General features: G+C 62.9%; 23 protein-coding genes and 1 riboswitch. Of the genes, 10 read left to right on the forward strand and 13 right to left on the reverse strand.

Annotated elements, in window-relative coordinates:
- Position 1 precedes the first annotated feature (1 nt).
- Positions 2-1,102, reverse strand: a complete 1,101-nt coding sequence (gene gcvT, locus P9272_RS23585) for a glycine cleavage system aminomethyltransferase GcvT (protein WP_278162384.1) — start codon at positions 1,100-1,102, stop codon at positions 2-4.
- Positions 1,103-1,252: 150 nt separating this feature from the next.
- Positions 1,253-1,339, reverse strand: a riboswitch (glycine riboswitch).
- A gap of 339 nt (positions 1,340-1,678) precedes the next feature.
- Between gcvT and P9272_RS23590 the strand changes: the two genes are divergently transcribed.
- Complete coding sequence (locus P9272_RS23590; protein WP_278162385.1) at positions 1,679-2,683, forward strand: hypothetical protein; 1,005 nt, start codon at positions 1,679-1,681, stop codon at positions 2,681-2,683.
- On the opposite strand, the gene P9272_RS23595 is transcribed toward P9272_RS23590, so the two are convergent.
- The 7 genes from P9272_RS23595 to P9272_RS23625 form a co-directional block, all read right to left on the reverse strand.
- Positions 2,622-3,110 carry a GNAT family N-acetyltransferase gene (locus P9272_RS23595; protein WP_278162386.1) on the reverse strand — a complete coding sequence of 163 codons (489 nt, stop codon included), beginning with the start codon at positions 3,108-3,110 and terminating at the stop codon, positions 2,622-2,624. The genes P9272_RS23590 and P9272_RS23595 overlap by 62 nt on opposite strands.
- Entirely contained in the window at positions 3,110-3,901 is a 792-nt protein-coding gene (locus tag P9272_RS23600; RefSeq protein ID WP_278162387.1) for a molybdopterin-binding protein, read from the reverse strand. The genes P9272_RS23595 and P9272_RS23600 overlap by 1 nt, the downstream gene beginning before the upstream one ends.
- A gap of 1 nt (position 3,902) precedes the next feature.
- Positions 3,903-4,775 carry a cytochrome b/b6 domain-containing protein gene (locus tag P9272_RS23605; RefSeq protein WP_278162388.1) on the reverse strand — a complete coding sequence of 291 codons (873 nt, stop codon included), beginning with the start codon at positions 4,773-4,775 and terminating at the stop codon, positions 3,903-3,905.
- A 98-nt stretch (positions 4,776-4,873) separates the two neighbouring features.
- Positions 4,874-5,548 carry a DUF1345 domain-containing protein gene (locus tag P9272_RS23610; RefSeq protein ID WP_278162389.1) on the reverse strand — a complete coding sequence of 225 codons (675 nt, stop codon included), beginning with the start codon at positions 5,546-5,548 and terminating at the stop codon, positions 4,874-4,876.
- A 25-nt stretch (positions 5,549-5,573) separates the two neighbouring features.
- Positions 5,574-6,041: a YaiI/YqxD family protein gene (locus P9272_RS23615; protein WP_278162390.1), complete on the reverse strand. Its 468-nt coding sequence runs from the start codon at positions 6,039-6,041 to the stop codon at positions 5,574-5,576.
- Positions 6,042-6,107: 66 nt separating this feature from the next.
- On the reverse strand, positions 6,108-6,677 hold the full coding sequence (gene gfa, locus P9272_RS23620) for an S-(hydroxymethyl)glutathione synthase (RefSeq protein WP_278162391.1): 570 nt from the start codon (positions 6,675-6,677) through the stop codon (positions 6,108-6,110).
- A 65-nt stretch (positions 6,678-6,742) separates the two neighbouring features.
- The gene (locus P9272_RS23625; RefSeq protein WP_278162392.1) at positions 6,743-7,870 is read right to left on the reverse strand and encodes an S-(hydroxymethyl)glutathione dehydrogenase/class III alcohol dehydrogenase; all 1,128 of its coding nucleotides are present in this window, start codon (positions 7,868-7,870) and stop codon (positions 6,743-6,745) included.
- A gap of 249 nt (positions 7,871-8,119) precedes the next feature.
- Here P9272_RS23625 and P9272_RS23630 point away from each other — a divergent pair, with 249 nt between their 5' ends.
- Complete coding sequence (locus P9272_RS23630; RefSeq protein WP_278162393.1) at positions 8,120-10,132, forward strand: acetyl/propionyl/methylcrotonyl-CoA carboxylase subunit alpha; 2,013 nt, start codon at positions 8,120-8,122, stop codon at positions 10,130-10,132.
- Positions 10,133-10,250: 118 nt separating this feature from the next.
- Positions 10,251-13,778, forward strand: coding sequence for a DNA polymerase III subunit alpha (dnaE, locus tag P9272_RS23635; RefSeq protein ID WP_128257360.1), 3,528 nt, complete (start codon positions 10,251-10,253; stop codon positions 13,776-13,778).
- 1 nt (position 13,779) lies between these two features.
- On the opposite strand, the gene P9272_RS23640 is transcribed toward dnaE, so the two are convergent.
- Complete coding sequence (locus P9272_RS23640) at positions 13,780-14,667, reverse strand: DMT family transporter (RefSeq protein WP_278162394.1); 888 nt, start codon at positions 14,665-14,667, stop codon at positions 13,780-13,782.
- A gap of 215 nt (positions 14,668-14,882) precedes the next feature.
- On the opposite strand from P9272_RS23640, the gene P9272_RS23645 reads away from it, so the two are divergent.
- Positions 14,883-15,386: a hypothetical protein gene (locus P9272_RS23645; RefSeq protein WP_278162395.1), complete on the forward strand. Its 504-nt coding sequence runs from the start codon at positions 14,883-14,885 to the stop codon at positions 15,384-15,386.
- 4 nt (positions 15,387-15,390) lie between these two features.
- Here the strand turns inward: P9272_RS23645 and P9272_RS23650 are convergent, their stop codons facing one another.
- The gene (locus tag P9272_RS23650) at positions 15,391-16,719 is read right to left on the reverse strand and encodes a DNA polymerase IV (RefSeq protein WP_278162396.1); all 1,329 of its coding nucleotides are present in this window, start codon (positions 16,717-16,719) and stop codon (positions 15,391-15,393) included.
- Between the two features lie 65 nt (positions 16,720-16,784).
- Here P9272_RS23650 and P9272_RS23655 point away from each other — a divergent pair, with 65 nt between their 5' ends.
- Together P9272_RS23655 and P9272_RS23660 are read left to right on the forward strand one after the other, a co-directional pair.
- Positions 16,785-17,360: a GNAT family N-acetyltransferase gene (locus P9272_RS23655; RefSeq protein ID WP_278162397.1), complete on the forward strand. Its 576-nt coding sequence runs from the start codon at positions 16,785-16,787 to the stop codon at positions 17,358-17,360.
- Positions 17,361-17,461: 101 nt separating this feature from the next.
- Complete coding sequence (locus P9272_RS23660; RefSeq protein WP_278162398.1) at positions 17,462-19,042, forward strand: hypothetical protein; 1,581 nt, start codon at positions 17,462-17,464, stop codon at positions 19,040-19,042.
- Between the two features lie 66 nt (positions 19,043-19,108).
- Here P9272_RS23660 and P9272_RS23665 read toward each other — a convergent pair whose 3' ends face one another.
- Together P9272_RS23665 and P9272_RS23670 are read right to left on the reverse strand one after the other, a co-directional pair.
- Positions 19,109-19,762 (reverse strand): hypothetical protein, encoded by a 654-nt coding sequence (locus tag P9272_RS23665; RefSeq protein ID WP_278162399.1) that lies wholly within the window; start codon positions 19,760-19,762, stop codon positions 19,109-19,111.
- Positions 19,759-20,058, reverse strand: coding sequence for a DUF3572 domain-containing protein (locus P9272_RS23670; protein ID WP_278162400.1), 300 nt, complete (start codon positions 20,056-20,058; stop codon positions 19,759-19,761). The genes P9272_RS23665 and P9272_RS23670 overlap by 4 nt, the downstream gene beginning before the upstream one ends.
- Positions 20,059-20,295: 237 nt before the next feature.
- On the opposite strand from P9272_RS23670, the gene P9272_RS23675 reads away from it, so the two are divergent.
- The 4 genes from P9272_RS23675 (at position 20,296) to P9272_RS23690 (ending at position 23,908) form a co-directional block, all read left to right on the forward strand.
- Positions 20,296-20,667 (forward strand): response regulator, encoded by a 372-nt coding sequence (locus P9272_RS23675; protein ID WP_027166515.1) that lies wholly within the window; start codon positions 20,296-20,298, stop codon positions 20,665-20,667.
- A gap of 34 nt (positions 20,668-20,701) precedes the next feature.
- A complete protein-coding gene (locus P9272_RS23680) occupies positions 20,702-22,075 on the forward strand; it encodes a PleD family two-component system response regulator (RefSeq protein ID WP_128257352.1) in 1,374 nt (457 codons plus the stop codon).
- Positions 22,076-22,898: 823 nt separating this feature from the next.
- A complete protein-coding gene (locus tag P9272_RS23685) occupies positions 22,899-23,540 on the forward strand; it encodes a hypothetical protein (RefSeq protein ID WP_278162401.1) in 642 nt (213 codons plus the stop codon).
- Positions 23,537-23,908 (forward strand): hypothetical protein, encoded by a 372-nt coding sequence (locus tag P9272_RS23690; protein ID WP_128257351.1) that lies wholly within the window; start codon positions 23,537-23,539, stop codon positions 23,906-23,908. The genes P9272_RS23685 and P9272_RS23690 overlap by 4 nt, the downstream gene beginning before the upstream one ends.
- A gap of 104 nt (positions 23,909-24,012) precedes the next feature.
- Here the strand turns inward: P9272_RS23690 and rpmG are convergent, their stop codons facing one another.
- Complete coding sequence (gene rpmG, locus P9272_RS23695) at positions 24,013-24,180, reverse strand: 50S ribosomal protein L33 (protein WP_006201775.1); 168 nt, start codon at positions 24,178-24,180, stop codon at positions 24,013-24,015.
- Positions 24,181-24,240: the final 60 nt, after the last annotated feature.

A 24,240-nucleotide genomic window follows, 5' to 3' on the forward strand; every position in this document is an offset into this window, starting at 1 on the left:
ATCATCCTTTGCGGTAGCGGTGTGGGGTGAAGGGCAGGGACGTGACGTCGATCGGGATCTTCGTCCCGCGGACATCGGCGAAGAGTTTCGTGCCGGCCTTGGCCAGCGCGGTGTCGACATAACCCATGGCGACCGGGTAGCCGGTCGAAGGGCCGAAACCGCCCGAGGTGACGTCGCCGGCCGGATTGCCGCCGGCATCGACGAGTGTCGCGCCCGCGCGCACCGGCTGGCGGCCATCGGGCTTCAGGCCGACGCGCCTCTGCGACGGCCCGCGCTCCAGGATCGAGCGCAACGCGTCGGCGCCGATGAAAGCGCCGGAGGCGCGCACGTCCTTGTGGATCGCCCACATCAGGCCGGCGCTTGCCGGGTCGATCCCGGGCGTCAGGTCCTGGCCATGCAGGCAGAGCCCGGCCTCGAGGCGCAGGCTGTCGCGGGCGGCAAGGCCGATCCATTGCACGCGCTCGTCTTCCAGGAGTTTGGCGACCAAATCCCGCGCGTCCTTCTCCGGCAGGCCGATCTCGAAACCGTCCTCGCCGGTGTAGCCGGACCGGCTCATGAACCAGTTCTGGCGCGGCTCGATGCCATGCATGAAGAGCAGCGAGCCGGTCTCGATGCCGGCCCGTGCCAAAGCTGCCCAGGCGTCCGGACCCTGAATCGCCAGGAAGACGCGGTCGAGCGGCGAGACCCTGGCGTCGAAATTGGCGGAGAGCGCGCGCAGATGCTTCTCGTCCTCGATGGCGTTGCCGGCATTGGCCACGACCATGAACCGGTCTTGGCCCAGGCGCGTGACGATGAGGTCGTCGATAATGCCTGCCGCCTCGTTGAGGAAAAAAGTGTATTTGGACTGCGAGATGTCCAGCGTGACGGCATCGAGCGGGCAGGCCCGGTTCAACAGCGCCGCGGCGCCCGGACCGTCGACCTCGAACAGCTTCATATGCGAGATGTCGAATAGCCCGGCGTGCTCGCGCGTGTGCAGGTGCTCCTTCATCACGCCGGGCGGATAGGTGAGCGGCATCGACCAGCCGGCGAAAGCGCCGAAGCGCGCGCCCGCGGCCTGATGCAAATCCTCGAGGGGTAGGTGCCTGGTGTCTTGGCCTGTCATGTCTTCTCCAGAGTCGCACGCAATCGACCGCCTTTGGCGGCCTAGTTCGTGCCCCTCTGTCTGAAGCCTGAGAGACTCGCGCCCCGTAACTCTGTCGGCAGCGCTTACACCTTCGGCGCGGGGCCAGGCCCCGACTTTCCAGAGTTGTCTTTCCCGTCAACGGTTCTTTTGCCTGAGAGATTTCGGGCGATTTCCCCTTCGGCGACAGCTTTCGCTGCTCTCTCCCGCAAACAGGTGGGACTCACAACCGAGCCCCCGACGCGCCATCCATAGCCCGTCGGCGACACCTTGTCACCTCCCAGCGACATCTAGATGCGTTGATGTTCTAGATATTCAGGTGAGGCCGGTCTGCAAATGCAGGCTTCCTGCGCTTCGGGTGCCTACGTACTGCAAGTACGCTCCGCTCCGGTTCTCGAAAGCCACCATTTTCGACTCGAGCTGACCTGAATCTCAACACATCTAAAGCGCGGCACCGACACAAGTCTTCGCTAACCACACCATTTGCCGGTTTCTCAAGACAACGCTGATAAAGCTGACGGGATAACGCCGGCAAAAGGCGACGGGCAGGGACGGCAGATGGGCGAATTGATCATGAGCGCTCCGGTGGCGGGGCTGACCTCGAAGAACAGAATCACAGCCGAGGATGTGGCAATGCTGCGGCGCGAGGTATTCGCCGACGGCGTGGTGACCCGGGGCGAGGCGGAGGCGCTGTTCGCGCTCGACCAGACGTCGCGCGACAAATGCGACGAATGGACACCGTTCTTTGTCGAGGCGGTGACCGACTACATTGTCCACCAGGAAAAGCCGGAAGGCTACATCTCGGACCAGAATGCAGACTGGCTGATCCGCACCGTCTCGCGTGACGGCATGGTCGACAGCCGCACAGAACTCGAGCTGCTGGTGCATGTGCTGGAGGAGGCGAAATCCTCGCCCGGCCAGCTTTCGGTCTATGCGCTGGAGCAGGTCGCGCATGCTGTGATCGACGGCAAGGGGCCGCTGATGATCGGCGGCGAACTGGTTCCGGGCCTGATCGCCAAGGCCGAGGTCGATCTCCTGCGCCGCATCCTCCATGCCGTTGGCGGCGACGGCAACATCGCCGTCACCAAGGCCGAGGCAGAGGTGCTGTTCAGGATCAACGATCGGACCGCAGCCGCCGAGAATGATCCATCCTGGAACGAACTCTTCGTCAAGGCGATCGCCAACTATGTCATGTGCTCGGCCGGCTACGAGCCGCCGACGCGCGAGGTGGCGCTGCGCCACGAAAACTTCCTCGACGAGGCAGGCTCGGCGCTTGGCGGGTTCTTCAGCCGGATGGCGTCGGGTGGGTTCGCCGCGATCCTCGAAGCCTATCATTCTCCCGGCAATATCGAGGCCGAATGGGAAGCCAGGAACCGGGCCGCGGAGGCGCTTGCCCGACGCGCCGAGACCATCGATGCCGATGAAGCCAAATGGCTGGCCGAGCGCATCGGCGACGGCCAGCGGCCGCTGCGCGACAATGAGCGCGCGCTGCTGATGCTGATCAAGCACGCTTCGCCGGAAATCCATCCGGCGCTGAAGCCGCTGCTGGATAAGGTCGCTTAGGCGCTCTCTGAATTGTCTTGCAAAGGGCGATGTTGGCGTGGCCTTCCGGCCATCCGGTGAGTTCGGCGATACGCTCGAAACCGGCCTTTTCGTACAGGCCAGGTGCCTGGAAGTCGTGGGTCGAAACCCATATCCGCAGGGAGCCGCGCGCGGCGGCCTCCGCGACAAATGCATCGAGCAGCTTCCTGCCGTGGCCAAGGCCTCGATAGGTTTCGTCGACCCACATCAGCGTGAGCTCGGCAATGCCGGCCCAGGAATAACCGGCGGCGATCCCGACGACGCTCCCTTGCCCATCCCGCAAGGCAAAGATGAGGGCACGGTCGTCGTCACGGCCGGTCAGCCGCCGATTGTCGTCATGCAGGCGCTCCTCGACGGCATCAAGCTCGGCGGACGGCAGATCGTGCTCGGCCTGCAGGCGAGGGATCATCAAATCCCGCCATACCAGTCGTAGCCATTATCCTCCCAGTAGCCGCCGCGGCCGCCGCCGACATTGGCGAAACTGTCGACCAGTTCGATTTTGTAGATGTATTTTGGCATCTTATAGCCGAGCTGGCGCTCGACCCGTACCCGCAGCGGCGCGCCGTTCTCGACCGGCAGCGGCTTGCCGTTGAGACCGTAGGCCAAAATGGTCTGTGGATGGCGGGCATCGACCAGGTCGATCGTGCCGTAATATTTGATGTTGCCGGAGAGGCTTTGCTCGATCGTGTCGAGGCAATGGAACATCACATAACGCGCCTGCGGTTTCACCACCGCCTGGTCGAGCACCAGTGACAGCGGCGTGCCGGTCCATTTGGCGATGCAGCTCCAGCCTTCGACACAGTCGTGGCGGGTGATCTGGGTGCGGCTCGGCATGTTCCGGAGCTGCTCGCGGGTGAGCGACAGCGGCTTCTCGACAAGGCCTGTCACCTCCAGCCGCCAGTCGGCGAAATTGTTGGCGAGCAGGCCCTTGTAAGTGTCGTCGTCCGGCGCGGTGACGCCGTTCGGCCGCTGCGGCTGGCGGATATCGGCCTCGGTGAATTCCGGCGCCAGCGCGTCGCGGCCGGCAAGCAGGCGCTGCGCGCGCCAAGTGAGGCCATTGGCATTTTCGAGGAAGCTGCGCAGGCCGCCGCCGATGCCGAGACCGCTGTCGAAGGCGTCGCAGCCTGAGAGTGCGATGCCGGACAGGCCGAGGGTGCCGGCAGTAAGGAACTTGCGGCGGCTGATCTGGAATTTCGCCATGTCAGGCGCTCCTCTCGGTTGGCTGCTCGTGCTTCGCCGGCGGGTCTGTGCGGTACCAGCCGGTGATGATCGAGCGCAGCTCGTTGATCGGGCCGGCGGCCAGGATCATCAGGATGTGGATGACGAAGAAAAGGACGAGCAGCACCATGACGGTGAAATGAATGGTGCGCGCCGTCTGGCGGCCGCCAAGAATTTCGTTGAGCCACGGCAGCACCGAATCCATGCTCGGCGACATGGCGAGCCCGGTCGCGATCATCAATGGCAGAGCCACGAACAGCACACCGCCATAGGCCATCTTCTGCAGCGTGTTGTATTCGCGCGTGTGATGGAATTTCAGCTTGGCGTGATCGACGATGTCGCGCGGCAGCTTGCGCAGATCCGACAGGCGAGGGGCGAGATCGCGGCGGATATGGCCGTTGATCAGGCCGGCGATCAGCCAGACGAGCAGCGTCGTGGTCAGGATCCAGGCGAAGAAGAAGTGCACGACGCGGGCGGTGCCGAGATCGTAATAGGACGGGATCGTCGCCCAGGCCGGGAAGGCGCGCGGCGTCTCCTGTCCCGGCGGACCTGACCAGCCGAGCACGCCGGTAGTGTTGAAGCGATGGCCGAATATTTCAGTGAAACCGCGCGGACCGTTGGCGGTGTTTTCGGCTCCGATCTGGAGGATCGTGTTGTTGAACTCGAAGCCGGATTGCTTGCCGATATAGAGCTGCGGCCGCGCGTTGAAGATCTGCAGGCCGGAAAGCAGCATGAAGAACAGCGAGAAAGCCCAGATCCAATGGGTCAGCCGCGTCCAGCGCGACTGCCGGTAGATGAGGGTCGTGTCCTTGCCGTCCGCCTCGGCGGCGGATTGGTTGTTGGCAACAGTGTCCATCTTGCCTCCGGCCGCCTCAGGCAGGCGGCTTCTCAGGTCATTGTCTTCCCATCAATACGTCGCCGCACAAGGCAATGTTTCATGCGATCACGGATTTATTACGGGCCACCGAAACTGACTGCGAGATTGACCGCGGCGGCGAGGATCACGGCGTTGAAAAAGAAGGAAAGGATCGAATGGAGTAGGACGATGCGACGTAGTTGCGTTGTGGTGATGCCGGTGTCGGCGGTTTGTGCGGTCATGCCGATAACGGTGGAAAAATAGAGGAAGTCCCAGCCTTCCGGCCGCTTCCCGCCGGGGAATTCGAGGCCGCCGACAGGCATTTTGTTCTTGGTGTCGGCGTCTATCTCGTCGCCGTCCATCCAGTAGACATGAGCGTAGTGCAGCGACGCCATGGCATGGATGGTGAACCAGCCGAGCGGGATCGACAGCATCGCGAAGATAATCGCTATCGGATGGGCTCCCTTCTGGTTGATGATCTGAAACAGAGAACCAACGGCAACGCCGACGACGAAGAGTGTGACCGCGAAGATCATTCGCAACGGCAGGTCGGCTGACCGCGCGTTCTTGCTGAGGTAGCGGCCGGTCAGCTTCGGCATCAGCCGCAAGACCAGAACGACATAGGCGGCAAAAAAGGCGTTGGCGCCAATCAGATAGGCCAGCGGCGCTCGCACGATGAGCGCGATCGCGAGTGCGCCGACGCCGACGATCGCCGATATGGCGAACTGCAAGTGCCTGTGCATCGGTGATTTGACGGATGCGTCGTCAGCCAAGGCACAGCCTCCGAAAAGTGCTCAATCAATCCGGTGTGGCGGATTTCAATGCGCGTCGCAAGATGCGGTCGAGCTCACCAAGAAACTGCGACCTGTCCTTCGGTGTGAACGAGGCGTTGAAGCCGCGGCTTTCGCCGGTCTCGCGCAGATGCTGCTTCAGATCGCGCATCGCCACCGCCATGCCTATGGTCTCCGGCGTGAAGGGCCGGCCGGTGGGGCCGAGCACGTGCGCGCCGAGCGCTACCATGCGCGCGGCAAGCGGAATGTCGGCCGTCACAACGATGTCATTGGCCCTGGCGTTCTCGACGATCCAGTCGTCCGCGGCATCGGCACCCTTGGAGACGACGACGTTGCGGACCATTGGATCGCGCGACGGGCGCAGCCCGCCATTGGAGACATGGGTGACGACGACCCCATGGCGCTCGGCGACCTTCTCGACCTCGGCCTTGACCGGGCAGGCGTCGGCGTCGACGTAGATAACAGGTGCAGGCATCGTTGCTTCCAGACAAATATGGGGCCGGCGTGTCGGCCAGCCCCATGGCAGAAATTGCAGGATTTGTCAGGCCGGAAGCGCGCCCGACTTCTTCGCCGTCCAGGTGGCGATATAGTCCATCAGGCCCGGGCTGAGGCAGTCATAGGGTTCGAGCCCGATCGACCTCAACTGCGCGCGGATGCCATCCATGCGGCTCGGGTCGACGCCGGATTCGATGATCGAGGAGACGAAGGCGGCAAAGCCCGGCGGCGACCAGCCGTCCTCCTCGAAGCGCTCGGGATGGATGAAGGACAGGCCCTTGAAGGGATGGTCGCGCTCGACCGGGCCATGCATATGGACGCCGCAGCCGGTGCAGGCATGGCGCTGGATCAGCGCCGAGGGATCGACCACTTTCAGCTTGTCGCCATTCTCGGTGACGGTCACGTCGCCCGTGCCGGCGACGGCCACGACCGAGAAGATGGCGCCTTCCGGTTTCCAGCATTTGGTGCAGCCGCAGGCGTGGTCGTGAGCGATCTGGCCCTTGACCTTCACCTTCACCGGCTTCGAGGTACAGAGACAGACCAGCGTGCCGCCGGTGAAGGATGCGCTTTCCTTTGGCAAGCCATTGTCAATCTTCGGATGCAGTTTCTCGGCCATTCCATTCCTCCCATGTTTTACCACAGAGGTCGCCGGCGTTCTGGGCCTGCGGCCTGGTGGCTTCCTCAGTAAACCACGACGCTCCGGATAGACTTGCCCTCATGCATGAGGTCGAAGCCCTTGTTGATGTCCTCGAGCTTGAGCGTGTGGGTGATCATCGGATCGATCTGGATCTTTTTCTCCATGTACCAGTCGACGATCCGCGGCACGTCGGTGCGGCCGCGCGCGCCGCCGAAGGCGGTGCCCATCCAGGTGCGGCCGGTGACCAGCTGGAACGGGCGCGTCGAGATCTCCTGGCCGGCGCCGGCAACGCCGATGATGACCGACTTGCCCCAGCCGCGATGCGAGGCCTCCAGCGCCTGGCGCATCACCTTGGTGTTGCCGGTGCAGTCGAAGGTGTAATCGGCGCCGCCGATCTGGTCGGCGCCGCGCTTGGTCATGTTGACCAGGTAAGGCACGATGTCGCCGTCGATCTCCTTCGGATTGACGAAATGCGTCATGCCGAACTTCTCGCCCCAGGGCTTCTTGTCGTTGTTGACGTCGACGCCGATGATCATGTCGGCGCCGGCAAGGCGCAGGCCTTGGATGACGTTCAAGCCGATGCCGCCGAGACCGAAGATGACAGCGGTGGCCCCTTGCTCGACCTTGGCAGTGTTGATGACAGCGCCTATGCCGGTGGTCACGCCGCAGCCGATGTAGCAGATCTTGTCGAAGGGCGCGTCTGGATTGACCTTGGCGACCGCGATCTCGGGCAGCACGGTGAAGTTGGAGAAGGTCGAGCAGCCCATGTAATGGAAGAGTTTTTCGCCGCCGAGCGAGAAGCGCGAAGTGCCGTCGGGCATCAAGCCCTGTCCCTGTGTGGCGCGAATGGCGGTGCACAGATTTGTCTTGCGCGACAGACAGGACGGGCACTGGCGGCATTCGGGCGTGTAGAGCGGGATGACATGGTCGCCCTTCCTGACCGAGGTGACGCCCTTGCCGACATCTACGACGATGCCGGCGCCCTCATGGCCCAGGATGGCGGGGAACAGGCCTTCGGGATCGGCGCCCGACAGCGTGAACTCGTCGGTGTGGCAGATGCCGGTCGCCTTGACCTCGACCAGAACCTCGCCCTCGCGTGGGCCTTCGAGGTCCACCTCCATGATCTCCAGCGGCTTTCCGGCGGCAACGGCAACGGCGGCACGCGTTTTCATGAGGCATTCCTCCCAAACGATCTGTAAGTTTTGGCTAACGGCAGGCTGCCCGTGGCGAATGCCAGCCTGCCATCCCTTTGGTGTTGTGCGCAATCTTAGCGAGTTCCGCGGTGGCGGCCAACGTCTCTTGCGACCTTTTTCGGCGCGGTTTCTGCAATCGTCACAGAGGGGAAGCGGACCTACGGACACTTGAGGCGCGCCGGAATTATCCATAGAACTGGACCGCTTCGCCGGAGGAACGACATCCGAATGTTCAAGAAGATCCTGATCGCCAATCGCGGCGAGATCGCCTGTCGCGTCATCAAGACGGCGCGCAAGATGGGGATTGCGACCGTCGCGGTCTATTCGGATGCCGATCGCGATGCCGTGCATGTCGAAATGGCCGACGAGGCCGTGCATATCGGCCCGCCGCCCGCCGCACAGAGCTATCTCTTGCCGGAGAAGATTATCGCCGCCTGCAAGGAAACCGGCGCAGAAGCCGTACATCCGGGCTATGGTTTTCTTTCGGAACGCGCCGCCTTCTGCGAGGCACTAGAGAAGGAAGGCATCGTCTTCATCGGGCCGAAGCCCAAAGCCATCAAGGCGATGGGCGACAAGATCGAATCGAAGAAGTTCGCCAACGAGGCCAAGGTCTCCACCGTGCCTGGATGGCTGGGCGTCATCGAGGATGCCGACCACGCCGAAAAGATCGCCGGCGAGATTGGGTATCCGGTCATGATCAAGGCGTCGGCCGGCGGCGGCGGCAAGGGCATGCGCATCGCCTGGAGCAAGGCGGAAGTGCGCGACGGCTTCGACCGGGCGCGCTCGGAAGCGAAAAGCTCCTTCGGCGACGACCGCGTCTTCATCGAGAAGTTCGTCGTGGATCCCCGCCATATCGAGATCCAGGTGCTGGCCGACGCGCACGGCACCGCCCTTTATCTGGGTGAGCGCGAATGCTCGATCCAGCGCCGCAACCAGAAAGTCGTCGAGGAGGCCCCGTCGCCCTTCCTCGATGCCAAGACCAGGAAGGCGATGGGCGAACAGGCCGTAGCCCTGGCCAAGGCTGTCGACTACCAGAGCGCCGGCACGGTCGAGTTCATCGTCGATAAGGACAAGAACTTCTATTTCCTTGAAATGAATACGCGATTGCAGGTCGAGCACCCGGTGACCGAACTGATCACCGGCATCGACCTGGTCGAGCAGATGATCCGCGTCGCCGCCGGCGAGAAGCTCGCGATCAAGCAGAGCGACGTGAAGCTCAACGGCTGGGCGGTGGAGAGCCGTCTTTACGCGGAGGATCCTTTCCGCAACTTCCTGCCGTCGATCGGCCGGCTGACCCGCTACAGGCCGCCGCAGGAGGGCACGTTCGGCGACATCGTCATCCGCAACGACACCGGCGTGACCGAAGGCTCAGAAATCTCGATGTTCTATGACCCGATGGTGGCGAAGCTCTGCACCTGGGCGCCGACAAGGCTGGAGGCGATCGACGCCATGTCGGAGGCGCTCGACAGCTTCGTCGTCGACGGCATCGAGCACAACATCCCATTCCTTTCGGCGCTGATGCAGCATCCGCGCTGGCGCGAGGGGCGGCTGTCGACCGGCTTCATCGCCGAGGAATATCCGGACGGTTTTTCGCCGGTCGCGCCGGATGGCGAGGAGAGGGCCGTTTTCGCCGCCGTCGCTACCGCGATCGAACTTTTGCGCCGCGACCGGCTCGACCGCCTGAGCGGCCGGCTGGCGCCGCATTCCGGCCATCACAAGCGCGACTGGGTGGTGAAGATCGGCGCGGACTATCTTCCGGTCGAGATCGTCGACGGCATGGTCTCCATTCCGATAGAGGTCGATCTGTCGATCGACGGCGGCAAGCCGCTGACCGTTGCCTCCGACTGGCGGCCGGGCGACGCCCTCTGGCAGGGCAGGGTCGGCGCCCACAAGATTTCGGCCCAGATACGTCCGATGCTGAACGGTGTGCACGTCGCTTGGAAAGGCATGTCGGTGACTGCCCGAGCAATGCTGCCGCGCACGGCCGAGCTTGAAAGGCTTATGCCCGAGAAACTGCCGCCGGACACCTCGAAGATGTTGCTGTGCCCGATGCCTGGCCTCGTCGTCTCGGTCGCGGTCGCCGAGGGCCAGGAGGTCAAGGCAGGCGAGACGCTGGCCGTGGTCGAGGCCATGAAGATGGAAAACGTGCTGCGCGCCGAACGCGACCTCACCGTGGCAAAGCTCAATGCCAAGCCGGGGGATAGTCTCGCAGTCGATGCGGTCATCATGGAGTTCGCCTGAGAAGAGGCGGTACCGGGTCGCAAGCTGTGTTCTGAGGGTCATTTGTGCTGGACTGGCATGGCCCCGTCCGGGACAATACATCTCAGCTGATTGAGTCTTTGGGACAGCACGAAGAAACATGGCGGATGAACGACTTCCACGCGACCCGTTGCAGCGCGAAGCAGCCGTGAAGGCCGCGCGGCCGGAAGCGCCGGCCCGTACCTTTATCCATTTGCGGGTGCACTCGGCCTATTCGCTGCTCGAAGGCGCGCTTCAGCTTGGCACGATCGTCGGCCATGCGGTCAAGGACGAGGCGCCGGCGATCGCGGTTACCGACACCAACAATTTGTTCGGCGCGCTTGAATTCGCTCAGAAGGCGGTCAAGGACGGCATCCAGCCGATCATCGGCTGCCAGGTCGATCTCGCCTTTTCCGGAGAGGCGAGCGACGGTCAGCGCGACCGCCGCCGACTTGGGCCGGAGATGTCGCCGGTCGTGCTGATCGCCGCCAGCGAGGCTGGCTATGCCAATCTGGTGCGGCTGATCAGCAAGGTTTATCTGGAGACGCCGCCCGGTGAGCCGGTGCACCTGACGAGCGCCACGCTTGAGGGCAAAAGCGACGGGCTGATCTGTCTGACCGGAGGCCCGCGCGGTCCGATCGGCAGCGCCCTGAAAGCGGACCGGCGCGACCTCGCCGAACAGCGACTGCTGTTCCTCAAGGACCTGTTCGGCGACAGGCTCTATGTCGAGCTGGAGCGGGTCGCCGGCTACGACCGCATGCTCGAAAAATCGACGGTCGACTTGGCGTACACTCACGACCTTCCGCTGGTCGCCACCAATGAGGCGTTCTTCTCGAAGCGCGAGGATTATGAAGCGCATGATGCCCTGATCGCCATCGCCGAGGGATCGGTAGTCGCCGCGGACAATCGCCGGCGGCTTTCGCCGGACAATTTCCTGCGCGGCCAGGCCGAGATGGCGCGGCTTTTCTCCGACCTGCCAGAAGCGATCGACAACACGGTCGAGATCGCCATGCGCTGTTCCTATTATCCGAAGAACCGCAGCCCGATCCTGCCGCGATTCACCGGCGCAGACGCAGCCGACAAGGATGCCGCCGAGAAGGCGGAAGCCGCAGAGCTTGCCCGCCAGGCGCGAGAGGGGCTGGAGAAGCGGCTTGCGGCGCACGGGCCGACCCCGGGCTACACGGTCGAGCAATATCGCGAACGGCTCGAATTCGAGCTCGGTATCATCGAAAGGATGAAGTTCCCCGGCTACTTCCTGATCGTTGCCGACTTCATCAAATGGGCCAAATCGCAAGGTATTCCGGTCGGGCCGGGACGCGGCTCGGGCGCGGGATCGCTGGTCGCCTATTCGACCACCATCACCGATATCGATCCGCTGCGCTTCTCGCTGCTGTTCGAGCGCTTCCTCAATCCGGACCGCGTTTCGATGCCGGACTTCGACATCGACTTCTGCCAGGATCGCCGCGAAGAGGTCATCCGCTACGTCCAGCAGAAATACGGGCGCGACCAGGTCGGCCAGATCATCACCTTCGGTACGCTGCAGGCGCGTGCGGTGCTGCGCGACGTCGGTCGTGTGCTGCAGATGCCTTATGGCCAGGTCGACAAGCTCTCCAAGATGGTCCCGCAGAACCCGGCCAACCCGGTCAAGCTGGCTGATGCCATAGCCAATGAACCGCGCTTCGCCGAGGAGGCGGAGAAGGAGCCGATCGTGCAGACGCTGCTCGACACGGCGCAGAAGCTCGAAGGCCTCTACCGCCACGCCTCGACGCACGCCGCCGGCATCGTCATCGGCGACCGGCCGCTGTCGGAACTGGTGCCGATGTACCGCGATCCGCGCTCGGACATGCCGGTCACCCAGTTCAACATGAAATATGTCGAGCAAGCCGGCTTGGTGAAGTTCGACTTCCTTGGCCTGAAGACGCTGACCGTGCTGGAAACGGCGGTGAAGCTGATCCGCCGGCGCGGCGTCGACATCGATCTCGCGACGATACCGCTCGACGACAAAGAGACTTACTCGATGCTGTCGCGCGGCGAGGTGGTCGGCGTGTTCCAGGTTGAAAGCGCGGGCATGCGCAAGGCGCTGATCGGCATGCGGCCGGACTGCATCGAGGACATCATCGCGCTGGTGGCGCTCTACCGCCCAGGCCCGATGGAGAACATTCCGACCTACAACGCCAGAAAGCATGGCGAGGAGGAGATGGCCTCGATCCATCCCAAGATCGACCATCTGGTGAAGGAGACGCAAGGCGTCATCGTCTACCAGGAACAGGTGATGCAGATCGCGCAGGAACTGTCCGGCTATTCGCTCGGCGAGGCCGACCTACTGCGCCGCGCGATGGGCAAGAAGATCCGCGCCGAGATGGACAAGCAGCGCGAGCGCTTCGTCACGGGCGCAGTCGAGCGTGGCGTGTCCAAGCCGCAGGCCGACTTCATCTTCGACCTGTTGGCCAAGTTCGCCGACTACGGCTTCAACAAGTCGCACGCGGCGGCCTACGCGGTCGTTTCCTACCAGACTGCCTATCTCAAGGCGCATTACCCGGTCGAGTTCCTGGCGGCGTCGATGACGCTCGACATGAGCAATACCGACAAGCTGGCCGATTTCCGGCAGGACGCGATGCGGCTTGGCATCGAGGTGGTGGCGCCGTCGGTGATGTCGAGCTTCCGCCCCTTCGAGGTCGGCGAGAACAAGATCTTCTATTCTCTGGCGGCGCTCAAAGGCGTCGGCGACGCGGCGGTCGAGCACATCGTCGAGAAGCGCGGCGAGAAGCCGTTCAAGAACCTTGCCGATTTCTGCGAGCGCGTCGATCCGAAGATCGTCGGCAAGCGCGTCTTCGAAAGCCTGATCATGGCCGGAGCGCTCGATTGCTTCGGCCACGACCGCGCGCAGATGATGGCCGGCGTCGAGCGCATGATGGGACTTGCCTCGCTGGCTCAGCAGAACGCAATCTCCGGCCAGGCCGACATTTTCGGCGCTTCGCTCGGCAGCCAGTCGCAGGCGCTCAACCTGCCGGCGACCGACCCGTGGCTTGCCGCCGACCGGCTGCACCGCGAGTTCCAGGTGGTGGGCTTCTATCTCTCCGCGCATCCGCTGGACGAGTACAAGGCAGCGCTTCAGAAGATGCGGGTGCAGAACTGGGCGGAATTCTCGGCCGCCGTTAAACGGGGAGCGGCTGCCGGGCGACTTGCCGGCACCGTCACCACCAAGCAGGAGCGCAAGACCCGCACGGGTAACAAGATGGGCGTGGTGCAGTTTTCCGACACGACCGGCCAGTACGAGGCCGTGCTGTTTTCCGAAGGGCTGGCGCAGTATCGAGACATGCTGGAGCCCGGCCGCTCGGTGGTGATCACCGTTTCGGCGGAGGACCGGCCGGAAGGCATCAATCTGCGCATACAGACCGTGCAGTCGCTGGAGGACGAAGCCAGCCGCATCCAGAAGGCGCTGCGTATTTTCGTGCGCGACGCAGCACCCCTCGGCACGCTTGCCAACCAGCTCTCGGTCAAGGGCGAAGGGCAAGTGAGCTTGGTGCTGATCAAGGAAGCAGGACTGGGCGAAGTGGAGATCGAGCTGCCCAATCGCTACCGCATCTCGCCGCAGGTTGCCTCGGCAATGCGGGCGGTGCCGGGTGTGGTGGAGGTCGAGCTGGTTTAGCTCAGGGCGTTGCCGCCTCAGCCTCCGCCACTTGCGGCGTCTTGCGCTGCAGGTTGAGCAGGTTGCCGGCAAGGATCAGCGCCGCGCCCCCGGCGGTGAAGATGTCGATCTGCTCGCGATAGAGCAGCCAGCCGACCAGTGCCGACAGCGGCACGCGTAGGAAATCCATCGGCGAGATGATAGTGGCGTCGGCACGGGTGAGCGCGCGGGCCAGGCAGAAATGCGATGACATGCCGGTGAAGGCGATGACGAAGATCCATGGCCAGAGCCCTGGCGAAGGGGTGCGCCAGTGGTAGAGAGCCGGGATCAAGCCAACCGCCGACTGGATGATCAGCATCCAGAAGATGATGCGAACCACGCTTTCGGTCTTGGTCATCGACTTCACCAGAACCATCGAGACGCCGAAGCAGACCGCGGCGCCGAGCACGACGAGGTGTCCGGGTTCCATCGAACCCGCGCTTGGGCGCACGATGATCACCACGCCGATCAAGCCAAGCACGATCGCCGTCAGTTTTGACCGGGATAGTCTTTCCCTCAGAAAACTGACCGCGAGAATCGCCGTCCAGATCGGCGTCGTGAACTCGATCGAGATCAGCACGGCGAGCGGAATGAGCGTCAGCGCATAGAGCCACGCGGCCTGGCCGGTATAGTGGATGACATTGCGGGCTATGTGGGCGAAAGGGCGCCCGGTGCGCATTGCGGCAAAACCGCCGTTCACCATCACCAGCGGCAAAAGGATGAAGAAACCGATCACGGAGCGCAGTTCCAGCACCTGAAAGACGTTGAGCTCGGCCGTCGTTTCGCGGCCGGCGACCGACATCGCCAGCATCGAGGCGATTGACAGCGCCATCCAGAATGCGGCTTTGGGGATCGAGGGAGCGGGTGCCATTGGGACTCTATCTCGCAAGCCCGGACCCGGGCTGCAATCGTTAGTGGCGTCATTCCACTGGGCCAGCCGATCCATGTCAAAAACAGTCATTGCCACGCCGGAACCTGGCAACCGGGCATCCGTTAAGCCCACGCTTTCCGTCGGCAGGGGCCGGGCGAAACCGATTCAAACTCTTCCTGAAATTGTACTAGTGATCGCGAGAGGGGAACACCTTGATGAAATCGACCGCCGCCTCGCTGGCCGCCGCCTGTCTTTTCTGCGCGACCGGCGCGCATGCCGACGAGGCGGCTTTCCTGCGTTCGCTGCAGGGCAGGTTTTCCGGCGAGGGAACGGTCAGGATCAGGACGAACACGCCGGTGATGAATATCAATTGCACCTTCACCTCGGACGCGACGGCGGACTCGCTGTCGCTTGATGGCACCTGCCGTGCGTTTTTGATCATGTCGCGAGAAATCCGCGCCAACCTGAAGGTTAGCGGGGCGAGCTACACCGGCACTTACATCGGCTCGCGCAGCGGACCCGCCGGCCTCAACGGGAGCCGCAAGGGCGATGCGATCGACCTGGACATCCATTGGGCGAATATCGTCAATGGCGACCGCGACGCCGAGCTGAGGGTTGAAAAGATCGGACCGGACAATATGCGCATGACGGTGACCGACATGGATCCGGCCACCGGCAACATGGTGGTGACGAGTTGGATCGATCTGAAGCGCAGCTGACCCCTCAATCCTCGAGCGGCTCGGGCGGATTGGCGGCGCGGCCCTTGCCGAATGTATAGCCGGTCTCGACGGCCTTCCCGCCGAACTTGTCGCGCAACGCGTCCATCGCGCCTTCGGCCAGCGCGCGCTTGCGCGACTGCAGGTCGACCAGGTCCGGCGGATCGGCCTTTTCGTCGTCGGAGAGGTCGCTGACGCCGATGCCGAGCAAACGGAACTTCGTGCCGTCGGCTTCGCGGCGCAACAGGTCGAGGCCGGTCTGAAAGATGCGGTCGGCAAGGCGCGTCGGATTGCCGAGCTGGCGGTTGCGGGTGCGCGTCTTGAAATCCTGCGTCTTCAACTTCAGCACCACGGTGCGCCCCGCAATGCCGGACTTCTTCAACCGCGCCGAAACTTTTTCCGACAGGCCTCGCAGAACCGGCACCAGTTCCGACAGGGCGCCGATGTCATTATCGAAGGTGGTTTCGGCCGACACGCTCTTGGCGTCGCCGCCGGGGTCGACCGGGCGGTCGTCCTCGCCGCGCGAGAGCCGGTAGAGCCGGTCGCCCATGACGCCATAGCGGCGCATCAGGTCGCCGCGCTCCACGCGCTGCAACTGCGCGATCATGCGGATGCCGTCGCGCTCCAGCGTCGCAGCCAGCGCCTTGCCCACGCCCCAGATCATCGTCACCGGCTGCGCGGCGAGAAAGCTCAGAGCTTCCGCCTCGCCGATCACCGAAAAGCCGCGCGGCTTGCGGAAATCCGAGGCGATCTTGGCCAGGAACTTGCAGTAGGAAAGACCCGCCGAGACGGTGATGCCGAGTTCTTTTTCCACCGTCTGCGCGAAGCTCGCCAATACCAGCGCCGGCGGCATGCCGTGCAGACGCTCGGTGCCGGCGAGGTCGAGAAACGCCTCGTCGATCGACAGCGGCTCGACCTGCGGCGTCAACGCCAGCATCAGCGCTCGCACCTGGCGGCCGACGCCGACATATTTTTCCATGTTGGGCGGAATCACCACCGCTTCCGGGCAGAGTTCCAGCGCCTTGAACATTGGCATGGCCGAGCGCACGCCCTGGATGCGGGCGATGTAGCAGGCGGTGGAGACAACGCCGCGCCGGCCGCCGCCGACGATGACCGGCTTGTCCTTCAGCGCCGGATTGTCGCGCTTTTCGATCGCTGCGTAGAATGCGTCGCAATCGATATGTGCAATCTTGAGCCGGTAGAGCTCCGTGTGCCGGACAAGGCGCGGACTGCCGCAGCGTTCGCAGCGCTGCGTCTCGCTGCGCTGGAGCGCCAGGCAGTCACGGCAAAAACCGTGTTCGGGATTGTTGACAGGAGCCGCCATCGCTGCGAACATAAAGAGAACAAACGCAATGGTACGACAGCGCAAGGCTGGCAACAAGCTTGGCCTGGGGAGAACGCATGAGCACGACCATAGCAGCACTGACCCCCGAGCGCTGGGCCGATTTCGAGGACCTCTTCGGCAAGCAGGGGGCCTGTTACGGCTGCTGGTGCACGCATTTTCGGCTGGCGCCGGCGGAGCGCCGCGCCAGCGACAAGGAGCGCAACAAGGATCTGATCAAGGCGCGCATCGAGGCAGGTCCGCCGCCGGGGCTCCTGGCCTTTGAGGACGGCAACGCCGTCGGCTGGATGCAGGTCGGCCCGCGCGCCGACGTGCCCGAGTGGAACAACCAGGGCAGGGGCTCGGCCCCGATCGATCCGGCCGACGCCGGCGATCCGAATGTCTGGGCGATCTCCTGCTTCTTCATCCGCGTCAAGGCGAGGGGCCGCGGCATCACGCACCGTCTGATCGAGGGTGGGATCGCCTTTGCCCGTGAGAACGGCGCGAGGCTGCTCGAAGCCTGCCCGATCGACCTATCACGCGATTCGCGTTCGATCGGGCTTTTCGTCGGCTCGTCGCGGGTGTTCGAGAAGGCCGGCTTCGAGAGGCTGGTGGAGCGCAAGCCAGGCAGGCCGCTGATGCGACTGGTGCTTTAGCCGGATGCGCTTTTGGCCTACAGTCGGCGTCTTGCGGCTGTAACGCTTCTTGCCTACCAGACGCACCATTGTTTCGTCTTCCGACAGCACGGAGAACCGACGTGAAGCGTATTTTGCCACTTGCCTTTGTCCTCGCGCTCAGCGCGCCCGCTCTTGCCCAGACCGTCGACAGCCAGGGCGCCAAGCAGCTTTCCGACGATCTGGCGCGCTATTTCGGCAAGCAGGCGTTCGACAAGGGCGTGCTCAAGGTTTCGGTGGAGGGCGACGCCTACAAGATCGCACTCGACATCAAAGCGCTCGTCAATGCGGTGCCGGAGCAGAAGCTCCTAAAGTTCGACATGGCGCCATATGCGCTGATGGTGAAGCCGCGCCCGGACGGGTCGTGGGACGTCTCGTCCAATTTCTCGCAGGGCGCGTCATTCGAATTCGATGGGCCGGAAGGCCGACAGAGCTTGGAATTCACGATCAAGGACGGCAAGCTGATCAGCGTCTACGATCCGGCCCTTGCGGCCTTCACCAATGCAACCAGCTCCTTGGCCGGGATGACCATGACGTCCCGGGACGCCAAGCAGCAGGCCGAGGCCTCGACTGGCGCCGGCACCGCCACCCTGACGGCGACCAAATCCGCCAATGGTGGTGTCGACTTCACGGCGACTCAAAAGGTCTCGGACTTCGTCGAGACCATCAAGGTCACGGATCCCGACAACGGGATGAATTTTCCGCTCACCTTGAAAACCCCGGAACTTTCCGTGGACGCCACCGGCAAGGGCGTGCGGACCAAGCCGCTGCTCGACCTGCTTGCCTTTGCCGTGGCGAATGAGGACGAAGCCAAGCTCAAAGCGAACCAAGCTGAGCTCAAATCGCTGATGATGGCCGCGCTGCCGATCTGGCAAAGGGTCGACGGCAATTATGGCTTCAAGGATTTCGTCGTGGAAAGCCCCATCGGCGAATTCGGGGCGAAGCAATTCAGCACCGCATTCGGCATGGATGGCGTTTCCCAGAATGGCAAGGTGGATTACGCCATTAAGGCCTCCGGGTTAACGATCCCGCATCAGACCCTGCCCGAATGGACGCTGCCGCTATTGCCTACCGAGATCGACCTGAATTTTGGCGGCGCCAATATCGATCTCGATACGATGGCGAAAAAGGCGATCGAAGCCTTTGATCTCAATAAGCAACCACCGCTCTCGGATGAATTCGGCAAGGCTTTGGTCGCCGATTTCAAGGCCAAGAATCCCAAGGTCGTCATTGGGCACAGCACGGTGAAGAACGGCGACATCGAGGTCGCGCTGGAAGGCGAGATGACATTTCCAGGCGAGAAGCCGGATGCGACCCTGACCGTCGACGTCGCCGGCTATGACAAGATCGTCGATGCCCTCAAGGCAGGAGCCAAGAGCGATGAGCAGATGGCGCAGGCCTTCCCGTTTGCGTTGGCCGTCAAGGGCTTCGGCAAGACGTTGCCGGACGGCCGGCTGGAGTGGATGATCAACACCAAGGCCGACGGGTCCGTCGCCGTCAACGGCGCGATGCTGAAGGGGCCGGATGAGGTCCAGGACAACAGCGCGGGACAGGACGGCAATTCGAGCGGCGATGACGGCGCGAACGGAACGGACGATTCCACCGGAGGTGACGGTTCGGACGGCGGCGACAACGGCGGGGCGGGCGCTAAGCTGCAGCCCTGAGCATTGGGCCTCAGATTTCGAACATGTTTTGTCCCGAAAGCGGTTCCCATTTTCGGGACATGTGCCCTAAAGCCCGAGCGCGGCTGCGATCTTGGGCGCCGCCTCGCGCCAGTCCTCGACCGAGACGATGTCTTGCGGCGTCGGCGGCAGGAAGGCGCGCAGCGAGTTGTCGGCCATCAGATGGAAGAGGTGCGCATCGGCCACGGAATTGCGCGCTGAGACCAGGTTGGAAGGCTGGTCGTCGACAAAGGCGACCGGCCGGCCTTTAAGGCCGCGCAGTTTGGCAATGGCCGGCCCCTTGGCCATCTCCGTCGTCAGCAGCGGATAATCGAGCCCCAGCGCATCGAGGTGCGCGCGGCGGACGGCGCGATGCTTGTGCGGCATGGCCGTCAGCAGAACGATCTCGGCGCCTTGTCCAAGCATCGCCAAGGCATCCGCCGCTCCCTCGGTGATGCTTTGCCAATCCGACTGGCTGTCGAAGAAATCACCGAGCAGCGCCGTCACTTCCGGCTGGTCGATGAACCTGCCGGTTGCGGTTTCGGCGATGTTGCCGGTCAATCGGAAGGACGAGAGCGTCAGTCCGAAGCCGCGCGTTTTGAGGAAATGAGGAAAGGGCCGGACGAATTCGAGCACGACATCGTCGACGTCGAGCACCAGCAGCGGCCGGTCGTCGGCGGCAAGCTCTTCGATCTGCCGCGCCGTCTCGGGATCGTCGCTCATGTCGAGCGCTCGTGGTCGTCATTGCCGAGCGGGAGGGCGCGCAATGCCTTGCCGACGGAGGCCGGCGGCGTGCCGGTCTCCTCGGCGAAGCGCAGCAGCGTCGGCTCATGAGCGAGGACGAATTGCAGGACGCCGGCAAGGAAGCCGGGCTCCGCGGCGGCCTTGCGGATCGAGTTGGCCTCGATGCCGGTGATCGCCAGGAAGCGGGGCAGAAGTTCCGGATCGGCGGCGACGAAGCCCAGAGCCTTGACGGCAATGGTTTCCGCTTCCTCGCGCATTGACGCTGCGTTCGCCATCATTACCTTTGGAATGGTGGATTTTTGAGTCTCCTACCGCAGTAACGGCAAGCGTCGCTCGCGGCAAGCCTCCGCTCTCTCCCCTACAGCGCCCGACGGCGGAATTGGTGCAGCTTTCCAACCTCCGGTTTCCGTTTCGTCAATTATATTGGGCTAGGGTGGAAAGGGTTGGGTGCGGTCCGAAGGGGACGCATTACGACGGTCTTCGACTTCGAGGGCAGTCGGGACGGGAAATTGATGGCTAAGAAGGTCATGATCGTCGAGGACAACGAGCTCAACATGAAGCTCTTTCGGGACCTCATCGAAGCCAGTGGTTACGAGACGGTTCGCACGCGCAACGGGCTGGAGGCGCTGGATCTGGCGCGCCAGCACCGGCCGGACCTCATTTTGATGGACATCCAGCTGCCCGAGGTCTCCGGCCTGGAAGTCACCAAATGGCTGAAGGAAGACGACGAGCTGCATTCGATCCCCGTCATCGCCGTCACCGCCTTCGCAATGAAGGGCGATGAGGAGCGCATCCGCCAGGGCGGCTGCGAGGCCTATATCTCCAAGCCGATTTCGGTGCCGCGCTTCATCGAGACGATCAAATCCTATCTGGGCGATGCCTGATGCCCGTGACCAGCAGAACCGGAGCCTTTTTGAGATGACCGCGCGGATCCTCGTCGTCGACGATATCCCCGCCAATGTGCGGCTGCTGGAGGTTCGGCTGCTTGCCGAGTATTTCGAGGTGCTGACGGCCAATAACGGCCCGGATGCGATCGAGACCTGCGAGAACGGCAAGGTCGACGTCGTGCTGCTCGACGTGATGATGCCGGGCATGGACGGGTTCGAGGTCTGCAAGCGCCTGAAGGGCGATCCGGCGACTTCGCATATACCGGTGGTCATGATCACCGCGCTAGACCAGGTCTCGGATCGGGTGCGCGGCCTCGAGGCCGGCGCCGACGATTTCCTGACCAAGCCGGTCAACGACCTGCAGCTGATGACGCGGGTGAAGAGCCTCGTCAGGCTGAAGTCGCTGACCGACGAGCTCAGGCTGCGCGCCTCGACCACGCGCAACATCGGCATCGAGGAACTTCTGAGCCGCGATTTCGCGACCGACGACGTCAAGCCGAAGGTGCTTCTCATCGACGAGCGTAGATCCTCGGTCGAACGCATCCAGAAGATGCTGCGCAACAGCGCCGAGCTCGATGTCGCGACCGATCCGAACGCAGGGTTCTTCCAGGCGGCGGAGACGCCGTATGAATGCGTGCTGATCTCGACCGCCTTCTCCGGTTTCGATGTGCTGAGGCTCTGCTCGCAGCTGCGTTCTCTGGATCGCACCCGCTTCCTGCCGATCATGCTGCTCGCCGACGAGGGCGAGGAAGGCCGCATCCTGCGCGGCCTGGAACTTGGCATAAACGACTATCTGATCCGGCCGATCGACCAGCACGAGTTGACGGCGCGGCTGCGCACACAGGTGCGGCGCAAGCGCTACAACGACCAATTGCGCGCCAGCGTCGCCCAGACGATCGAGATGGCCGTGATCGACGGGCTGACCGGGCTTCACAACCGGCGCTACCTCGACAGCCACCTGCAAACCCTGTTCGATCGCGCCGCAGCGCGGCGGCGGCCGCTGTCGGTGATGATCACGGATCTCGACCGATTCAAGTCGATCAACGACACCTATGGCCATGACGGCGGCGACGATGTGCTGCGCGAATTCGCCAGGCGGCTGCGCAAGAATGTGCGAGGCATCGATCTCGCCTGCCGCTTCGGCGGCGAGGAGTTCGTCGTGGTGATGCCGGATACCGAGGGCGCGGTCGCCGAGAAGGTGGCCGAGCGCATCCGCGCGGAGATCGCCCAGGCGCCTTTCGCCATCGGGAGCGATGGCAAGACGATCGAGGTGACGGTCAGCGTCGGCGTGTCCTCGCTTTTGAAGGGAACCGACAGCGTCGCGGCGCTGATGAAGCGCGCTGACCTTGCGCTCTATGAGGCCAAAAGCGGCGGCCGCAACCGGGTGGTCGCCAAGGCTGCCTGAAGCGCCTCGCCATCTTCCAGACCCGCTGTTTATGCTCTACATTTAGATTTTGCGCATGTTCGCGCTCCAGCGGCATGCCTGCAGAAGGCGCCAATTCGCGGCCGTACCCACAGGGTTACGAATTTACCTTAACCCAAGCGATTCGAGAGCGGTGGTTAAGAAATGGTTGATTTTTATAAGGTCTTGCGCAAATCTGCGGCGCATAGACAGAAGACGAGGCCGGCACGAGGGTAGACTAGCCGGCTCGATCCGAAAAATACCCCATGATGCTCAGGTCCGCCGCATCTCCTGGGTCCGTGGGGTCGGCCGGCCGGCGCTGGCACATAGTGGCCTCCTCGTACCGCTGCCAAACGCCGACCGGCCCCCTTTTTCCAAAGGATGACATCAGGCTCCAGCCAAATTCCGGTATTCCGGGCCCTCGGAGACTTGAAACAAAGGCAGCCATTGTCGACCGGCAATATGAGGAATTGTCCGATCGGATCGATCGCAAGGCCGCGCGGGATCGTGCCTTGTTGCTGCTGAGCGGCATTTCGGCTGGTAGGAGCCGGGCGGCGTCCCTCCCTCTCAGAGCGCGCGACATCAACCGAGCGCTTCAACCCAAACCAACCAGCCTGCTCCGGAACAGGCAGCCCGCGATGTCGGATCACTGACATTGCGGCGCTGAAGCCAGTCGCCGTCGAGATGTGGGTGACACTGGAAAATCTAGGTTTTTCCAATCAGGCTAATTTTTTGATCCGCGTCAATAAACGGCGGGCCTGTCTCTCTATAATAGCGGACTAAATTAGAAAGCAAAAATAGAAAGGATAGGGGAAGGAGAAAATCGATGGAGATCACCACTCGCGATTTAATGACGGTTTTGCATGGAATGGGTTTCGGTGCCCTTTTCATGCTCGCATTTTCCGGCGCGATTGCCGGTCTCTATAGAATGTCAGCCCCCGGAGCGCCGCCAATGAGCACGAGGGAGCAGTCGTTGCTCAACTTCTGGCTTATTGCGATGGTGGTTCTCTCCTGGCTCACGGTGTTCTCTGGCGCCTATGGCGTCTATCCATGGTACCGCGCCGTTCCGCCGGCCGGGGTAACGGATCTATCGAACTATCCGCGCAGCCTTCTCCTGTCGAGCCCGAGAACATCTGAGTGGCACTCCCTCGGCATGGAGTGGAAAGAGCATGTCGCTTGGCTGGCGCCAATCGCAATGACCATGGTGGCCTTTGTAACCATGAAATACGGACGCGCGATCATTCAGCACAGGAACATGCGCATCTCGGTCCTGGCTTTCGCGGTCGCGGCGTTTGTCGCGACGGGTGCAGCTGGTGCTTTGGGCGCGTTCCTCAACAAATATGCCCCCGTCCGCGGCGGCCAATCGATCGTGTTGATACAGGGAGAGCAGCCGGAAGGTGGCCAAACCCCAACCCAAACACCTGGAGTGCAGCCACAGCCCGCGCAGCCAAAAGGAGAACAGCCATGACCATCTCGCAGAAGCCGGTCGTCGGCCAACCCGTTGAAGCGATCCCCGAAACCATACCCAATGGTCCTGGCGCGGCGGCCATTCTCGCAGCAGGCATTGGTTGCGCTGCCATAGGCATCCTGGCTCTCGCCGGCGACGCCTCGAAAGCCATCAACGGCTTGCTGAACTTCTACAAACCGTCGGGTGCTCTCTCCGGCGTAACGACCGTTGCTATCATTATCTGGCTTGCGGCGTGGTTCATCCTCGCCCGTCGTTGGGGAAACAAGACGGTGGCAATGAGCAGGGTTAATATCGGGGCTTTTGCGCTGCTCCTCGTCGGCGTGCTTCTCACTTTCCCGCCGTTCATGGATCTGCTGCAGGGGAAGTAGGGATCAACCCAGCGGTTACGTGCTTCGGTTGTCGCGAATCGCCAACACCACCAAACAAAAACGCCGCCCCGTGGGGCGGCGTTCGGCATTTCGGGACAACCAAATTACTTGATCTTGGTTTCCTTGAACTCGACGTGCTTCTTGGCGACCGGATCGTACTTGCGGAACGAGAGCTTGTCCGTCTTGGTACGGCTGTTCTTGCTGGTCACGTAGAAGAACCCGGTGTCGGCGGTCGACAGAAGCTTGATCTTGATGTTTGCGGCTTTGGCCATGATGTTCGTCCGTTAATGTTCGTGGAGTTTTGGCCGCTGGAGCACGGGAAAACACCCGGA

The organism is Mesorhizobium sp. WSM4976, from assembly GCF_029625685.1.
GTDB lineage: Bacteria > Pseudomonadota > Alphaproteobacteria > Rhizobiales > Rhizobiaceae > Mesorhizobium.

Bases quoted from the DNA above. Each gene is read 5' to 3' on its own strand.
- P9272_RS23600 (WP_278162387.1), bottom strand. From the start codon at position 3,901: ATGGCGAAATTCCAGATCAGCCGCCGCAAGTTCCTTACTGCCGGCACC.
- P9272_RS23680 (WP_128257352.1), top strand. From the start codon at position 20,702: ATGACCGCGCGGATCCTCGTCGTCGACGATATCCCCGCCAATGTGCGG.
- P9272_RS23675 (WP_027166515.1), top strand. From the start codon at position 20,296: ATGGCTAAGAAGGTCATGATCGTCGAGGACAACGAGCTCAACATGAAG.
- rpmG (WP_006201775.1), bottom strand. From the start codon at position 24,180: ATGGCCAAAGCCGCAAACATCAAGATCAAGCTTCTGTCGACCGCCGAC.
- gcvT (WP_278162384.1), bottom strand. From the start codon at position 1,102: ATGACAGGCCAAGACACCAGGCACCTACCCCTCGAGGATTTGCATCAG.
- gfa (WP_278162391.1), bottom strand. From the start codon at position 6,677: ATGGCCGAGAAACTGCATCCGAAGATTGACAATGGCTTGCCAAAGGAA.
- P9272_RS23630 (WP_278162393.1), top strand. From the start codon at position 8,120: ATGTTCAAGAAGATCCTGATCGCCAATCGCGGCGAGATCGCCTGTCGC.
- P9272_RS23665 (WP_278162399.1), bottom strand. From the start codon at position 19,762: ATGAGCGACGATCCCGAGACGGCGCGGCAGATCGAAGAGCTTGCCGCC.
- P9272_RS23685 (WP_278162401.1), top strand. From the start codon at position 22,899: ATGGAGATCACCACTCGCGATTTAATGACGGTTTTGCATGGAATGGGT.
- P9272_RS23615 (WP_278162390.1), bottom strand. From the start codon at position 6,041: ATGCCTGCACCTGTTATCTACGTCGACGCCGACGCCTGCCCGGTCAAG.
- P9272_RS23640 (WP_278162394.1), bottom strand. From the start codon at position 14,667: ATGGCACCCGCTCCCTCGATCCCCAAAGCCGCATTCTGGATGGCGCTG.
- P9272_RS23670 (WP_278162400.1), bottom strand. From the start codon at position 20,058: ATGGCGAACGCAGCGTCAATGCGCGAGGAAGCGGAAACCATTGCCGTC.
- P9272_RS23650 (WP_278162396.1), bottom strand. From the start codon at position 16,719: ATGTTCGCAGCGATGGCGGCTCCTGTCAACAATCCCGAACACGGTTTT.
- dnaE (WP_128257360.1), top strand. From the start codon at position 10,251: ATGGCGGATGAACGACTTCCACGCGACCCGTTGCAGCGCGAAGCAGCC.
- P9272_RS23645 (WP_278162395.1), top strand. From the start codon at position 14,883: ATGAAATCGACCGCCGCCTCGCTGGCCGCCGCCTGTCTTTTCTGCGCG.
- P9272_RS23690 (WP_128257351.1), top strand. From the start codon at position 23,537: ATGACCATCTCGCAGAAGCCGGTCGTCGGCCAACCCGTTGAAGCGATC.
- P9272_RS23590 (WP_278162385.1), top strand. From the start codon at position 1,679: ATGGGCGAATTGATCATGAGCGCTCCGGTGGCGGGGCTGACCTCGAAG.
- P9272_RS23655 (WP_278162397.1), top strand. From the start codon at position 16,785: ATGAGCACGACCATAGCAGCACTGACCCCCGAGCGCTGGGCCGATTTC.
- P9272_RS23595 (WP_278162386.1), bottom strand. From the start codon at position 3,110: ATGATCCCTCGCCTGCAGGCCGAGCACGATCTGCCGTCCGCCGAGCTT.
- P9272_RS23625 (WP_278162392.1), bottom strand. From the start codon at position 7,870: ATGAAAACGCGTGCCGCCGTTGCCGTTGCCGCCGGAAAGCCGCTGGAG.
- P9272_RS23605 (WP_278162388.1), bottom strand. From the start codon at position 4,775: ATGGACACTGTTGCCAACAACCAATCCGCCGCCGAGGCGGACGGCAAG.